Raw genomic sequence first — 13,877 nt, 5'->3', positions numbered from 1 at the left:
GGCTCATCGCGGCCGGGCGGCCCACTCCGACACGCGGCCCCGGTGCAGCGCCGCGTAGATGTCGTCCCGCAGCGTGTTGCACTCCTCGTGGGTGAGCGTGCGCTCCAGCGCGCGCAGCACCACCCGCAGTAGCACGTTCTTCTGCTCCGGCGACACGCCCATGCGCTTCACCGCGCCAGCGGGGAGCTCGGCGTAGGGCGTTTCGGAGAGGACCTCCACGCTCTCCACCAGCTCCGCCCTCGCGCCGAGCGCGGAGCGCACCGTGTCCCCCAGCTCCTCGGGTGTCTGCTGCGCGTCCACGGCGAGCGACATGTCCCGGCGCACCGCCGGCATGGCGGACACCGGCCGGTAGGGGCCCAGGTCCTGGAGCTGCGCGAGGATGCGCGGCTCGCGCGAGCGCAGGAGGCGGATGTCGTCCAGTCCCTTGCGGAGCATCAGGATGCGGTCCAGCCCCAGGCCCATGGCCAGGCCCGTGACGCCGCTTCCGTCGAGGCCACCCTCTTCGATGAGGGCGGGGAGCGCGAGCCCGCACTCGCCGATCTCCACCCACCCGTCACCGTCGCGCACGTCCACCTGGAGTCCGTGGGTGGTGTAGGGGTGGGTCGCGTCGGTCAGCCGTGCCTCCCGGCCTGGGAGCACCGCCTCCACCACGGTGGAGATCATGTCCCGCAGGTCCCGCGTCGTCAGGGGGGGGCCCCGACGCAGGCGCCACAGGTCCATCTGGTGGGGCTCGCCGGTGTGCAGCCGGTCGATGCAGTCCCGCCGGTAGACGAGCCCCGGACACGCCAGCAGCACGTCCGCCGGGGGCTCGGTGGCCAGTCGCCGGAGCAGCCCGGGAATCATCGCCGACGTCTGGGTGCGCAGCAGCGCCGTGTCGCAGACGTAGCGCGTGTAGCGGGCGTCCCGGGCGGCGCCCCCGGGCGGGTAGTGCAGCCGGTCGTAGTTGTCGGAGATGGAGACGACGGGACTCTGGCGATGCAGCCGGACCTCACAGCCCCACGCGGCGCGCAGGGCCTCCAGGGTCGACTCGACGAGTCGCTGCATCGCGTGCTCGCCCAGGGCGGGGTCGGTCAAATCACGAACGGACAGGGCGCGCCGAAGCTCCTCGGCGCTGAGGATGGAAGGCGAAGGGGACGACATGGAGAACCTCTCGGAAGCGGTGGAAACGGAGGGTTTCCGGGACGCGGGGCGGGAGGGCCGCCCTGCGCCGCCGGCCTCGGATGCCCCCCCGGCGGCTTGCGGGTGGGCGTCGCGCCGGACGGCGGTTCGCCAGTGAGAGGTTCGTGCGCGCTCAGTGCAGCACGGCCTCCCGACACCCGAAGGGAGCCGGGGGGCGGCTAAATCGATGAGCACCCACGACGCGAAGCATGGTGCAGAGATAACGCCGCCTCCCCTCGCGATGCAAGGGGGCGGCGGCGCCTCAGGCCTTCAGCGTCCGGCCGAACAGGTCGAAGAGCCGCTGCCAATGCAGCTCCGCCGTCTGCTTGTCGTAGGCGGCGGAGTCCTCCACCGCGTAGCCGTGCTTCGCGCCGGGGTACAGCTCCGAGCGGGCGCGGACGCCGGCCTGCTTCAGCGCCGCCTCCAGTTGCTGGATGGCCTCCGCCGGCATGGAGCCGTCCTGGTCCGCGTGACCGAAGTACAGCTCCCCCCGGACGTCGCCCACGCGCCGGTGCGGACTGTCGGGGGCGTCCGTGGCGAGCCGCCCGCCGTGGTTGGAGGCCGCCGCCGCGATGACGGCCGGATGGTCCGCCGCCATGCGCAGGGCGATCGAACCGCTCATGCAGTAGCCCACGACGCCCACCTTCGGGCCCTTGACGCGGGGGTCGTTCGCGAGGAAGTCGAGCTCCGCGGTGCTGTCGACGCGCAGGCGCTCGGGCGTCAACGTGCCGATGAGCGCGAAGATGCGCCGGCGATAGGCCTCGTCGGAGAACGAGCCCACCAACTGGAGCTTGGCCGTGTGGCCCTCGCGGTAGAACACGTTGGGGACGAGCACGACGTAGCCCTCGTTTGCGAGCCTCCGCGCCATGTGCTCGAAGGCGGGCCGCATGCCGCCCGCGTCCGGCATCATGATGACCGCGGGCCAGGGGCCGCGCCCGTCGGGTTGGAACAGCTTCGCGTCCATCGCGCCATCAGGGGTCGGCAGGTCGATGTCTTCCATGGGGGTCCTCTTGCTTCGTTCGAGGGGCTGGCCCTGACGTCACAGGGCCAGGGTGGCGATCTCCGTCAGCTCCGCGTCGGTGAGCGTCAGGGGGTTGGCCTTCATGCTGCTGGCGGACCGGGCCTTCTCCACTAGCGTCGGGAGCTGTTCACGCGTCAGGCCGTGGTGGCCCAGGCCTGGGATCCGCAGCGTCGCGCACAGGCGCCGGGTGATTCGCGCGGCGTCCTCGCCCGTGACGGCGTCGTCCTGGGCGAGCACCGCGGCCACCTCGCGGAAGCGGGGCAGGGCGGGGTGGTCCGGGACGCGCTCGGTCAGCGCGCGGTGGTTCACCTCCAGCACGGCGGGGAGCAGGGCGGCGCAGACGGCGCCGTGGGGCGCGTCGAACATGCCGCCCATGGGCGCCGCGAAGCCGTGGACCGCGCCCAGGCCCGCGTTTGCCAGGCACAGTCCGCCCAGGAGGCTGGCCAGCGCGAGGTCCTCGCGGGTCCGGGCATCCGGCGCCTCGTCGCCACGCGACAGCAGCCGCCAGGCCCGGGCGGAGTGGAACATCCCCGTGCGCGCCAGCGCGTCCGTGAGCGGCGTGGCCCGGGCGGAGAGGAACGGCTCGATGAGCTGGGAGAGCGCGTCCATGCCGCTGTGGACGAGCACCGCGCGGGGCACCCCCACGAGCAGGTCCGGGTCGACCAGGGCCACGCGCGGCAGCATGCTCGGGCTGCGCAGGCTGGCCTTCGCCCGCGCCTGACGCGAGCCCAGCACCGCGTTGCGGGTCACCTCGGAGCCGGTGCCCGCGGTGGTGGGGATGGCGACGAAGGGCAGGGGCTCCCGTGTGAGGGCCCGGCCCGCGCCGATGACCTCCAGGTAGTCGAGCGGGTCGCCCCCGTTGGTGGCGAGCGCGGCGATGGCCTTGCCCGCGTCGAGCGCGCTGCCGCCACCGAAGGCGACGACGACGTCATGCCCCTCCACCGCGGCCATGCCCTCGCGGGCCACCTCCACGGTGGGCTCACCCTCGACGGGGAAGAACGACACGTCGAGCCCCCGGGCCCGCAGGCCGTCCGCGAGGCCGTGGGCGCGCGTGGGGTCCTTGCCGGTGACGAGCAGCACGCGGCGGCCCCCGAGCCCGCGCACCACGTCGGGCGCCTCGGCCAGCCGCCCGGGGCCGAAGACGATGCGCGTGGCGGTGGCGAACTCGAAGGAGGTCGTCCCCACGTCACCACCCCGCGTCGTCGGGGAAGCGGTTGACGTACTTCCGGCTGGTGCGGGGCTCGGCCATCATCGGCGTCACCGCGTCACGCCAGGCGAGGTAGTGCGCCGTCTCCTTGTGCGCCGCCGGGGCCTCCGCCGTGCGGTAGACCTCGACGAGGACGAAGCGGGTCGGGTCCTCCGTGTCCTGGATGACGTCGAAGCGGGCGATGCCCGGCTCCTTCACGCTGTTGCGCGCGTTGGTGAGCGTGGCTTCGAGGAAGGCGTCCACGTGCTCGGGCTTCACGTGGACCTGGACATGGACGACCCGCAGGCTGTTGGACATGCCCGGAAACTACTCCGGGCCGGGGCCGCGTGGGGACGCGACGCCGGCCCGGAGGAGGGCACGTGTGGGGTGCCTTACAGCGCCTGACGGCTCAGGGGGCCTTGAGCACGGCCGTCGGGTCGAGCACGTCCTCGAGCTTCCGGGCCATGACCCAGCCGTCGTGATACACGATGCCGGTCTGGGTGACCGTGTCGCTGCGGTACAGGCCGACCTTCAGGTAGTTGAGCTGACCCGAGTACTGGGTGGCGATGTAACGCTTCGGCAACACGAGCTTGCCGTTGTAGTACAGCTCGACGAAGCCCACGCGCGAGTCCGACGACCAGCGGACGTGGAAGATGAAGTCGAGCCACTTGCCGCGCACCAGCGGGGTGGTCCAGACGATGGTGCCGGGGTTGCCGCCGATGTTGAGGCGGATCTCCTCGCCGTTGACGTAGAACTCCACCGGCGGCGAGCCGCCCACGGTGTCGCTCTCCTGGTGCCACTGGGTGAACAACTGCCAGGTCTTCGCGCTGGGGAACGTGCTGTCGAACATCGTGCTCCAGCGGTAGTAGTACTCGGAGCCCACCGCCTCGCGCGTCATGCGCACCAGCTCGTTGCGGTTGCCGCTGGAGTTGATGGGGTCGTCCCCCTTCTTCACCGTCGCCTTGAGCGCGTAGGTGCCCTGGCGACGCGGCGAGGCCACCAGCGCCAGCCGGTCCGAGCTCACCATCTGCGCGCGCGTCCACTGGCTGCGGTCGCCCGTCTCGAAGTCGCCCACCCACACCACGCTGGCGCCGCTGGGCGGCGTCGGGGTCGGGGTCGTCACGGTGGTGCCGCAGGCGCGCGCCTCGGAGATGCTGGCCCACTCGTTCAGCGTGTTGCCCATGACGGTGATGCGGATGCGCCGGCCGCTGGTTCCACTGGGGAAGGTGTACGTCTCCGCGGACGACGACTTGCCGCTGCTCTTGCCGTTGTACACCTGCGTGTACGTATAGCCATCCGGCGACACGGACACGTTGAACGTGTTGGTGCGCGTGTTGCCTTCGTGCCAGGCGATGGCGATGCCCGACAGCGACTTCACCGCGCCCAGGTCGTAGTCGATCCACGCGCCCTTGCCGAGCATGCTCCAGCGCGTGTCGAGCCGGTCGTCCATCGTGTTCGCCGGCAGGTTGCCGTCGTTGCCCTTGGCGATGACGGAGGCGGCCGTGAGCTGCGAGCAGCTCGTCGCGGCGAGCGCCGTGGCGGAGACGTCCATCGCCTCCATGTCGCCCTCCATGCCCGCGGGGGCCTCGCCGAGCTCTGCGACGTCCTGCGCGCCGCAAGCGACGCTACCCAGGCCGAGCAGTGCGCTGGCCAGCAGAAGAGACTTCTTCATGTGGGAACCTCTGGGGGATTTGAAAAACAGACAGACGGGGAGTGAGGTCCGGTCGCTCACGCGACGGGCCGTTGTTTGGGTTTTGCGGGGTCTTCTCCAAGGTCGCGGCGAGGGAGTTGCCGCGTTGCGACGAGGACAAGCATCCCCGACTTTTATTTCGTATTCAACACATCACTTCGTGCCTGCTTGCTCAGCAGGAAGCGGCGACTCATTCACTGGCAGTCGTGTCGGAGCCTGTGTCGGCGGAAATGTCTGCCATTGGTGCCGGGGCGGCGCGGAGTGTGAGGGTTTGGCGTCACGCGGCGCGTGGCCGGTGCTTCCACGGATGTCCGGGGAGCGAGCGTGCAGATGGATACCGCACACTCCCACCACCCCGTGGCGCGAGGTGCCGAGCAAGCGTGGAGCGTTAGACGAGCTTCTTGCGGAGGTGCCCATGACGCCTTCCTCGGGCGTGTGCCTCGCCTGCGGGACACGCCTTCCCCCAGGCTCGTCGACGTGCCCGCGCGCGGCGCTCGCGGCGCGCTCGGGGACGCATGCGCGGCGGTGGGGGGGGCCCGCCTGTCAGCCGCCGCTCGCGGGCCGGGTGGCCCCGCTGGAGCGGCTGAAGTGGTGCGCGGACGAGGCGCGCCGCGGGCTGGGGCGCGCCGTGTGGCTGACGGGCGTGGAGGGCATGGGCAAGTCGCGGCTCAAGGACGCGCTGGTGGAGGCGTGTGGCGAGGGGCGCTTCGAGCTGTGGGAGGGGAGCGCGCTGGCGTTCCCGGGGACTCCGGCCGGGCCCTTCCTGGACCTGCTCGAGGCGACCCGGGCGCTGCGCCCCGTGGACGGGGTCAGCCGCATGTCCAGCGCGGAGGTGGAGCGCGTCGCGGCCTTCGTGGAGGGGCGGGAGTGGCCTGGCATCCCGGCGAGTGTGTCGGCGGAGAGCACCGCGTTGATGGACGCCCTCTGTCACGCGCTGCTGCCCCGGAACCTGCCTCGGCTGCTCGTGCTGGAGGACTGGCAGCACGCGGATTCGCTCAGCCGCGCCATCGTCGAGGTGCTGGTGACGCGGCTGGCGCACGCCTCCATGCTCGTCCTGGTGCTGGAGCGCTCCACGGGCGCGGCGCCGGTGCCGGCTCCCGCGGAGGTCCTGGAGTTGGCGCCGCTCACGCTCGACGAGTCGCTCGCGCTCGTGGGGACACGCCTGCACGTGGGCGCGGCGCGGGACGCCCTGCTGCAGGTGGGGGCGGGGCATCCGCTCTGGCTGCTCCAGGCGCTGGCCTTCCTGGAGGAGCACCCGAGCGTGCCGTTGCCTGCTTCGCCCGCGGCGGTGGCGGCCGCGCGGCTGGCGGCGCTTCCGGCGACGCGGCGCGAGGTGCTCCAGCGGGCCTCGGTGTTGGGGCCGTGCTTCCCCCGGGCCGTGCTGGGGGCGCTGGCGGGTGGCTTCGCGCCGGTGGCCTCGCTGGAGGTGGGCGGGTGGCTGAGGCCGGTGACGGGGGGCCGCTACGTGTGGGGCGCCCGGGGGCCGGGGCTGGACGAGGTGTGGGGCGAGGAGGCGCGGCTCGCGCTGCATCGACAGGCGGCGGAGGCGTACGAGGCGCTGCCCGAGCCCGCGCGACGGCGGGCCTGCGCGGTGGTGGTGAGCCACTGGCTCGACGCGAAGACGCCGGAGCGCGCGCTGCCGCACCTGGCGGAGGTCGCCCGCTGGTATCTCGCGGCCCTGGAGTCGACGGCGGCGATCGGCGTGTACCGCTTCGCGCTGGAGGTCGCCGCGACGCTGGAGCCGGAGCCCTCGGGCCGCTGGTGTCGTGCGCTCTGGGAATCGCTGGGGGACGCGCATCGGCTGGCGGGGGCGCGGGTGGAGGCGGAGGCCGCCTGGCGGCAGGCGCTCCTTCTCGGGGATGTGTCGGACGACGCGGCGGCGCTGGCGGAGCGGCTGCGGCGGTTGCAGAAGCTGGCCTCGGTGGTGCTGTCGCTGGGGCGTCCCGAGGAGGTGGTGGCGCTGGTGGCCTCGGTCCCGGTCGAGGTGGCCGTGGAGGCCCGGCTCCCCGCGGCGGCGCTGCACGCGCTCGGGGCGTTGTCGCTGTGCATGCTGGGGCGGTACGACGAGGCGGAGTCCCGGCTGACGGCCGCGAGCGCGGGGTTGACCGCGGTGCCGCTCCAGGAGGGGCCGGCGAGGGCGAGCGTGGAGGCGGCCATCCACCGGGCCCGGGGGACGGCGCTGATGGGGCAGGGGCGACCGGAGCAGGCCACCACCGAATACGCGGCGATGCTCCGCTGGACCGAGCGCGCGGGGGACACGTGGGAGCACTCCGCCGCGCTGTTCAACCTGGGGGATGCGTACGCCCGCGCGGGGGACCGTGAACGGGCCGTCCACTTCTTCCAGCTCGCGTTGGATTTGAAGGCGCGGACGGGAGATCGCGGGGGCATGGCCTACACCCACCACGGGTTGGCGCTCCTCCACAGCCAGGCGGACGCGCCAGAGCTGGCGAAGGAAGACGCGGTACGGGGGCTCCAGCTCGCCAGCATGCTGGGGGACCGGAAGCTCAAGTCACTCCTGCGCTGTGCGTTGGGCCGCGCGCACCTGAGGCTGGGGGAGCGTGAGGAGGCGGCGCGTCAGCTCCAACTGGCGGCGCAGGACGCCGCCGCGGCCGGGGCCCGACCGGAGTTGCTCCAGGCGCAGGCCGCGCTACGCGCCCTCGATGCGCGCCGTTGACGGCAAGGGCGGGCATCCCCACCCGTTTCGTTCGCTGGAGGTGCTCCTGGGCCTCTCCTCAGCGAGCCAGCTTGATGGCAAGTGGCGGGGCATGCCCACCCCGTTTCGTTCGCTGGAGGTGCTCCAGTGCCTCGCCTCGGCGAGCCAGCTCGGACGTCGTTGACGGAACCGTCCTCGGAGGAGGAGTGTCCACCGCTGCGTGCTCGCCTCCTCGCCCCGACTCGCGCTGCTGTTCCTCCTGCTGAGCGGCTCCACGTCCCTCGCGACGTCCACCGGGCCTGACGCCTTCGAGGCCTACCTGCGCCCTCCCCATCCTCCCGCGGAGGGGTTCGCGGTGCCTCCCGACCTGTCTCGTGCTCGCGGCGGCACGCCCGTGTCCGCGCTCGCCCGGGGCCGGGTCGTCGAGGCGGAGGCGGGACGCGTCGTGGTGGAGCACCTGTATTACGAGAACCACGCGCTGCTGCGCGCACGCACTGCCTACGCGGGCCTCGAGGCGGTGGAGGTCCGCGCGGGGGCGCGTGTGGAGCGGGGGCAGGTGCTCGGCAGGGTGGGGCGCACGGGGAAGTCCTCGCTCGTGCTGCGCGCGGACCGCGACCTCTCGCAGGCGGAGGCCGTCCGGTTCGCGTCCGAGCGCGCGAAGCTGCTGCTGCCCGCCGAGGAAGCCACGCTCGTCCTCGTCTCCCACGCGCACCACCAGCTCCGTCTCTATGAGCGGGGGCGCGAGCGGCTCCGGCTCGAGGTGGGCTTCGGTCAGGCGCCCGGCGCGAAGGTCGAGCGGGGGGACAACCGCACGCCCGTGGGCATGTACTTCGTGACGCAGAAGGCGCGCGGGGAGATGCCGGGCCCCTACGGCGCCTACTACGGCGGCCACTGGATGCGACTGAACTACCCGAACGCCTGGGACGCCCGGAGGGGCGTGGCCCGGGGCTGGCTCGACGAGCGGGCGCGGGCGCGCATCACCACGGCGTGGACGGCGCGGAAGGACACGGATGCGTCCACCCGCCTGGGCAGCGGGATCGGCTTCCACGGTTGGGCCCACGAGTGGGAGCTGGCCGAGACGGCCGGGCGGATGTCCTGGGGCTGCATCGTGCTGCACCTGCGGGACCTGACGGCCTTCTACGCGCGGTTGTCGCCCGGCGCCATGGTTGTCCTCTTCTAGCGGAGCCCGAGGCATGGAATCCTCCGGGCGTGCTCGAGCTCGAATCCATCGACGCCTTCGAACGCCACCTGCGCGAGGGGGCGAGTCTGTCCAACGTCGTCATCCAGGGGTTGGACCTGCGCAGGTACACCCGGGAGCTGAGCGCCGTCGCGCTGGCGGGGACGGTGTTCCTCGGCTGTGAGCTGGAGCAGGAGGCGCTCCAGGCCGCGCTCGCTCACGGGGCGCTCGTCTTCCCACCCATCTCCGGTCTGCCGTATCACCCGTACCGCGGCGCGCTCTACACCCCCGAGGAGCTCTACGCGGGCTTCGACCCGGCGCGGCCGGAGTCCTACGCGGACACGCCCGACGCGCGCGTGTACCAGCACTGGGCCGCCCACGGACGGGGCACGCCGCCGACCCTGTTGGAGGCGCTCGCGCAGCGCCTTCACGACCACGCCATCACCGACGCGGTGGACGACCTGCTCGCCGCGTCCGGCCCTCTACGCAAGGTGGTGGCCATCATGGGCGGCCACTCGATGAAGCGGGGCGCGTCGGACTACCGGGAGGTGGCGCTGCTGTCGCGGGAGCTGACCCATGCGGGCTTCTTCCTCGTGAGCGGGGGCGGGCCCGGCGCGATGGAGGCCACCCACGTCGGCGCGTGGTTCGCTCGCCGCTCGGAGGCGGAGCTCGACGCGGCGCTCGGCATGCTCGCGCGGGCCCCCAGCTACACGGACCGCGAGTGGCTGGCCCGGGCCTTCGACGTGCGCGCCGCCTTCCCGCTGGGGCCTGGCGACCTGCCGGCCTGCGCGAGCCTGGGCATCCCCACGTGGCACTACGGCCACGAGCCGCCCAACCCGTTCGCCACGCACATCGCCAAGTACTTCGCCAACAGCGTGCGCGAGGACGGCCTGTTGACCATCGCGCGGGGCGGCATCGTCTACGCGCCCGGCAGCGCCGGGACCATCCAGGAGATCTTCCAGGACGCGTGTCAGAACCACTACAACAGCGTGGGCGTCATCAGCCCGATGATCTTCCTGGGACGTGAGTTCTGGACCCAGACGCGTCCGGTGTACCCGCTCCTGGCGCAGCTTGCCCAGGGGCAGGACTACGCGCGCTACCTGCTGCTGACGGACTCCCGGGAGGACGTCATGCGGGCCCTGGTGGAGTACGACCGCGCGCAGCTCGCGGGGTGAGTCGCGACGTCGAGGACGGGAGCGGGATGGGACGCAAGCGCAGCAGGCACTACGAGGACAAGCGCTGGATGAACACGCCGCGCGCGTTCGGGCTGTACGGGCCGGCGCGTCCCAGGGCCCTGTTCTTCGACATCGACGACACGCTGGTGGACCGGGCCGGGGCGTTCCACCGGTACCTCGAGGCGCTGATGGCCCGGTATCCCCAGGTGTTCCCCGTCGAGCGGCGGACGGAGGACCTCGCCAGGATCCATGCCCTGGACGGGCGGGGACACCGCGACCGCCAGGTCTTCTGCGAGGACGTGGTGGCCGCGTTCCCGGGCCTGGGCCTGCCCCCCAAGGAGCTGTGGTGGGACATCTACCAGGGGCTGCCGACGTTCGTGCGGGGGGACCCCGAGCTGGTGACGCTCCTGGGCGAGGTGGCGAAGCGGCAGCCCGTCCAACTCGTGTCGAATGGCTCCGGCGCGATGCAGCGCAAGAAGCTGCTGCACGCGGGCCTCTACCATTGGCTGCCGGACGGCACCTATTCGGGAGACGTGGGTGCGGAGAAGCCGGACGCACGCATCTTCCGCGCCGCGCTGGACGTCGTGCAGCGCGACCCCTCCGAGGTGCTGCACATCGGCGACGACCCCGAGCGGGACATCGTCGGCGCCGCGAACATGGGCTTCGCCACCTGCTGGGTCTCCCACGGCCGGACCTGGCCAGAGTCCCTCCCTCCTCCCACCTTCACCCTGGAGCGCATCACCTCGCGCGTCCGGGACCTCGCCGCGGTGCTCGCGCAATGGACATGAATGCCGTGGTCGGCACGCACGACCTGCTCTTCATCACCCTGGACACGCTCCGCCACGACGTGGCGGTGGAGCTGGCCGCCCAGGGGCGGACGCCGAACCTGGCGGCGCTCCTGCCCGGCGGCCAGTGGGAGGAGCGGCACTCGCCCGGGAGCTTCACGTACGCGGCGCATCATGCGTTCTTCGCGGGGTTCCTCCCCACGCCGGCCCGGCCCGGACGACACCCCCGGCCGTTCGCCATGCGGTTCGAGGGCAGCGAGACGACGGCCTCCGACACGTGCGTGTTCGACGCGCCGGACCTCGTCACGGGGCTGGCGGGGCGCGGCTACCACACCGTGTGCGTCGGCGGGGTGGGCTTCTTCAACCGGCTCAACCCCCTGGGCCGGGTGCTGCCCGGCCTCTTCGCGGAGAGCCACTGGTCCCCCGAGCTGGGGGTGCGCGACCCGCGCTCCACCCAGCACCAGGTCTCCCTGGCGGTCGCCCGGCTGGACGCCCTGCCGCGCGAACAGCGGGTGTTCCTGTTCATCAACGTCTCCGCCCTGCACCAGCCCAACCGCCACTACCTGCCCGGCGCACAGGAGGACTCGCGCGCCTCCCACGCCGCGGCCCTGGAATACGTGGACAGCCAGCTTCCACCGCTCTTCGAGGCCTTGCGGCGACGGGGGCCGGCCTTCTGCATCCTCTGCTCGGACCATGGCACGGCGTACGGCGAGGACGGCTATAACGGTCACCGGCTGGGGCACCCGGTGGTCTATACGGTGCCCTACGCCGAGTTCCTCCTGCCGTGAGAGTCCGCACCATGACGCGCCTGGAGCAGATGCTCGGAGAGTCGCCCTACGTGGCGTACCTCTATGGCTACCCACACAAGACGGCCTACCGGCCCTTCACGCCGGCGCTGTCGCTGGAGTCGGTGTGGGCCGAGGAGCGGCGTGACGCGCTGTTCCTCTACTTCCACGTGCCGTTCTGCGAGATGCGCTGCGGCTTCTGCAACCTGTTCACCGCGGCCGGGCCGAAGCAGGACGTGGTGGACGGGTACCTGGGGGCGTTGGAGCGCGAGGCGCGGCGGGTGAAGGACGCGCTGGGGCCGGCGCGCTTCGCGCGGCTGGCGGTGGGGGGCGGGACACCCACGCTGCTCGACGTGGCCGGGCTGGAGAAGGTGTTCGACCTGGCGGAGCTGCTCGGGGCGACCCCGCATGAGGTTCCCGTCTCCGTGGAGGTGTCGCCGGAGACGGTGGACGCGCAGAAGCTGCGGACGCTGCGCGCGCGCGGCACGGACCGCGTGAGCATGGGCATCCAGAGCTTCATCGAGGCGGAGGTGGCCGCGGTGAAGCGGCCCCAGCAGACGGCGCAGGTGCTGGCGGCGCTGGACCTCATCCGCTCCGTGGACTTCCCCACGCTGAACCTGGACCTCATCTACGGGATGGAGGGGCAGACGGTGGACAGCTTCCTGTTCTCCATCCGCGAGGCGCTGCGCTTCCGTCCGGAGGAGCTCTACCTCTACCCGCTCTACGTCCGGCCGCTGACCTTCCTGGGAAAGAAGGCGCGCGCGTGGGACGACCTGCGCCTGTCGCTGTACCGCGCGGGTCGCGACTTCCTGCGCGCAGAGGGCTACACGCAGGTGTCCATGCGCATGTTCCGCGCGAGCCACGCGCCGGACGCGGGGGGGCCGATCTACCGGTGCCAGGAGGACGGCATGGTGGGGCTGGGCTGCGGCGCGCGCTCGTACACGGGGCGGGTGCACTACTCGTCGGAGTACGCGGTGGGCTCGCGCGAGGTGCGCTCCATCATCGGCGCCTACAGCGCGCGGACGACGGAGTCCTTCGGCGAGGTGGGCTACGGCTTCCGCCTGGACGGGGACGAGCAGCGGCGGCGGTACATGCTGCTGTCGCTCCTCGCGGAAGGGGTGGACCAGGCCGCGTACCGCGAGCGCTTCTGCACCGAGGTGCTGGAGGACTTCCCGCAGTTGTCGGAGCTGGAGTCGCGAGGGCTGGCCCGGCGCGAGGGGGAGGTGCTGCGCCTCACCGACGCGGGGGTGGAGCGCTCGGACCTCATCGGTCCGTGGCTGCACTCGGAGCCGGTGCACGCGCTCTCCCAGGAGTACGCCTGGCGATGAAGCTCACCGTGCTCTACCGGGGGCCGCTGTCCAGCTGCAACTACGGTTGCGAGTACTGTCCCTTCGGGAAGTGGAAGCAGAGCGACGAGGAGCTGGCCAAGGACCGCGCGGACCTGGAGCGGTTCCTCGCGTGGGTGGAGGCGCGCGCGGAGGACACCGTGTCCGTGTTCTTCACGCCCTGGGGCGAGGCGCTCATCTGGCCCGTGTACCAGCAGGCGCTGGCGCGACTGACGCACCTGCCGCACGTGGAGCGCGTCGCCATCCAGACGAACCTGTCGTGCCGGCTGGACTGGGTGCGGGACTGCCGCGTGGAGAAGCTGGGCATCTGGGCGACGTACCACCCGGAGTGGACGAAGCGTCACCGCTTCCTGGCCCAGTGCGAGACGCTGGTGTCGCTGGGGGTCCGCCACAGCGTGGGCGTCGTGGGGTTCAAGCACTTCGCCGAGGAGGCGGAGGCGCTGCGGCGCGACCTGCCGGCGGACACGTACCTCTGGGTCAACGCGGTGAAGGACGGGCAGGAGGAGCCGTATACGCCGGAGGACGTGGCGCGCTTCACCGCCGTGGATCCGCTGTTCCCGGTGAACAACGTGCGCCACCCGAGCCTGGGTCGCGCGTGCCGGGGCGGCGAGTCCGTCATCTCCGTGGACGGCGAGGGCACCGCGCGCCGGTGCCACTTCATCGACGAGCCCATCGGCAACATCTACGCGCCCGACTTCGACGAGGCGCTCAAGCCGAGGCCCTGCTCGAAGGCGACGTGCGGCTGTCACATCGGCTACGTGCACATGGACTACCTGGAGCTGGACCGCGTGTTCGGCTCGGGAATCCTGGAGCGGGTGCCGGCGACGCCGCTGTGGCGGAGGGCGACGCCGGAGCGGGCCGGGCTCCCGTGAGTCGTCGCTCACGGAAGCCCGGTTCAGCC

The 13,877-nt window shown here is 72.2% G+C and carries 12 protein-coding genes; 7 read left to right on the top strand and 5 right to left on the bottom strand.

Annotated elements, in window-relative coordinates:
- Positions 1 to 3 precede the first annotated feature (3 nt).
- From srmL to LZ198_RS26125, 5 genes are all read right to left on the bottom strand, one after another.
- Complete coding sequence (gene srmL, locus LZ198_RS26145) at positions 4 to 1,140, bottom strand: PheS-related mystery ligase SrmL (RefSeq protein WP_253974780.1); 1,137 nt, start codon at positions 1,138 to 1,140, stop codon at positions 4 to 6.
- 280 nt (positions 1,141 to 1,420) lie between these two features.
- Positions 1,421 to 2,158, bottom strand: a complete 738-nt coding sequence (locus LZ198_RS26140; protein ID WP_253974779.1) for a dienelactone hydrolase family protein — start codon at positions 2,156 to 2,158, stop codon at positions 1,421 to 1,423.
- Positions 2,159 to 2,197: 39 nt separating this feature from the next.
- The gene (locus tag LZ198_RS26135; protein ID WP_253974778.1) at positions 2,198 to 3,364 is read right to left on the bottom strand and encodes an iron-containing alcohol dehydrogenase; all 1,167 of its coding nucleotides are present in this window, start codon (positions 3,362 to 3,364) and stop codon (positions 2,198 to 2,200) included.
- A 1-nt stretch (position 3,365) separates the two neighbouring features.
- Positions 3,366 to 3,683, bottom strand: a complete 318-nt coding sequence (locus tag LZ198_RS26130) for a putative quinol monooxygenase (protein WP_253974777.1) — start codon at positions 3,681 to 3,683, stop codon at positions 3,366 to 3,368.
- 91 nt (positions 3,684 to 3,774) lie between these two features.
- Complete coding sequence (locus tag LZ198_RS26125) at positions 3,775 to 5,037, bottom strand: heparin lyase I family protein (RefSeq protein WP_253974776.1); 1,263 nt, start codon at positions 5,035 to 5,037, stop codon at positions 3,775 to 3,777.
- Between the two features lie 433 nt (positions 5,038 to 5,470).
- On the opposite strand from LZ198_RS26125, the gene LZ198_RS26120 reads away from it, so the two are divergent.
- The 7 genes from LZ198_RS26120 to LZ198_RS26090 all read left to right on the top strand — a co-directional run bounded on the left by LZ198_RS26120 (position 5,471) and on the right by LZ198_RS26090 (position 13,848).
- Entirely contained in the window at positions 5,471 to 7,729 is a 2,259-nt protein-coding gene (locus tag LZ198_RS26120) for an AAA family ATPase (protein ID WP_253974775.1), read from the top strand.
- A 199-nt stretch (positions 7,730 to 7,928) separates the two neighbouring features.
- On the top strand, positions 7,929 to 8,888 hold the full coding sequence (locus LZ198_RS26115; protein WP_253974774.1) for a L,D-transpeptidase family protein: 960 nt from the start codon (positions 7,929 to 7,931) through the stop codon (positions 8,886 to 8,888).
- A gap of 29 nt (positions 8,889 to 8,917) precedes the next feature.
- Entirely contained in the window at positions 8,918 to 10,060 is a 1,143-nt protein-coding gene (locus tag LZ198_RS26110) for an LOG family protein (RefSeq protein ID WP_253974773.1), read from the top strand.
- 26 nt (positions 10,061 to 10,086) lie between these two features.
- Positions 10,087 to 10,848 carry an HAD family hydrolase gene (locus LZ198_RS26105; RefSeq protein ID WP_253974772.1) on the top strand — a complete coding sequence of 254 codons (762 nt, stop codon included), beginning with the start codon at positions 10,087 to 10,089 and terminating at the stop codon, positions 10,846 to 10,848.
- Positions 10,839 to 11,633: an STM4013/SEN3800 family hydrolase gene (locus LZ198_RS26100; protein ID WP_253974771.1), complete on the top strand. Its 795-nt coding sequence runs from the start codon at positions 10,839 to 10,841 to the stop codon at positions 11,631 to 11,633. Before LZ198_RS26105 ends, LZ198_RS26100 begins: the two co-directional genes overlap by 10 nt.
- 11 nt (positions 11,634 to 11,644) lie before the next feature.
- Positions 11,645 to 12,958, top strand: a complete 1,314-nt coding sequence (locus LZ198_RS26095; RefSeq protein WP_253974770.1) for an STM4012 family radical SAM protein — start codon at positions 11,645 to 11,647, stop codon at positions 12,956 to 12,958.
- Positions 12,955 to 13,848 (top strand): STM4011 family radical SAM protein, encoded by an 894-nt coding sequence (locus tag LZ198_RS26090; RefSeq protein ID WP_253974769.1) that lies wholly within the window; start codon positions 12,955 to 12,957, stop codon positions 13,846 to 13,848. The genes LZ198_RS26095 and LZ198_RS26090 overlap by 4 nt, the downstream gene beginning before the upstream one ends.
- Positions 13,849 to 13,877: the final 29 nt, after the last annotated feature.

The sequence above is a fragment of the Myxococcus dinghuensis genome, from assembly GCF_024198235.1.
Classification (GTDB): domain Bacteria; phylum Myxococcota; class Myxococcia; order Myxococcales; family Myxococcaceae; genus Myxococcus; species Myxococcus dinghuensis.
Note: the sequence above shows the minus strand (reverse complement) of the source record. Positions and strands in the feature narration are given on the sequence as shown.

What these genes read in the sequence shown, in the direction of transcription:
- srmL (WP_253974780.1), bottom strand. Translation starts at nt 1,140, where the DNA reads ATGTCGTCCCCTTCGCCTTCCATCCTCAGCGCCGAGGAGCTTCGGCGC.
- LZ198_RS26140 (WP_253974779.1), bottom strand. Translation starts at nt 2,158, where the DNA reads ATGGAAGACATCGACCTGCCGACCCCTGATGGCGCGATGGACGCGAAG.
- LZ198_RS26130 (WP_253974777.1), bottom strand. Translation starts at nt 3,683, where the DNA reads ATGTCCAACAGCCTGCGGGTCGTCCATGTCCAGGTCCACGTGAAGCCC.
- LZ198_RS26125 (WP_253974776.1), bottom strand. Translation starts at nt 5,037, where the DNA reads ATGAAGAAGTCTCTTCTGCTGGCCAGCGCACTGCTCGGCCTGGGTAGC.
- LZ198_RS26120 (WP_253974775.1), top strand. Translation starts at nt 5,471, where the DNA reads ATGACGCCTTCCTCGGGCGTGTGCCTCGCCTGCGGGACACGCCTTCCC.
- LZ198_RS26105 (WP_253974772.1), top strand. Translation starts at nt 10,087, where the DNA reads ATGGGACGCAAGCGCAGCAGGCACTACGAGGACAAGCGCTGGATGAAC.
- LZ198_RS26100 (WP_253974771.1), top strand. Translation starts at nt 10,839, where the DNA reads ATGGACATGAATGCCGTGGTCGGCACGCACGACCTGCTCTTCATCACC.
- LZ198_RS26095 (WP_253974770.1), top strand. Translation starts at nt 11,645, where the DNA reads ATGACGCGCCTGGAGCAGATGCTCGGAGAGTCGCCCTACGTGGCGTAC.
- LZ198_RS26090 (WP_253974769.1), top strand. Translation starts at nt 12,955, where the DNA reads ATGAAGCTCACCGTGCTCTACCGGGGGCCGCTGTCCAGCTGCAACTAC.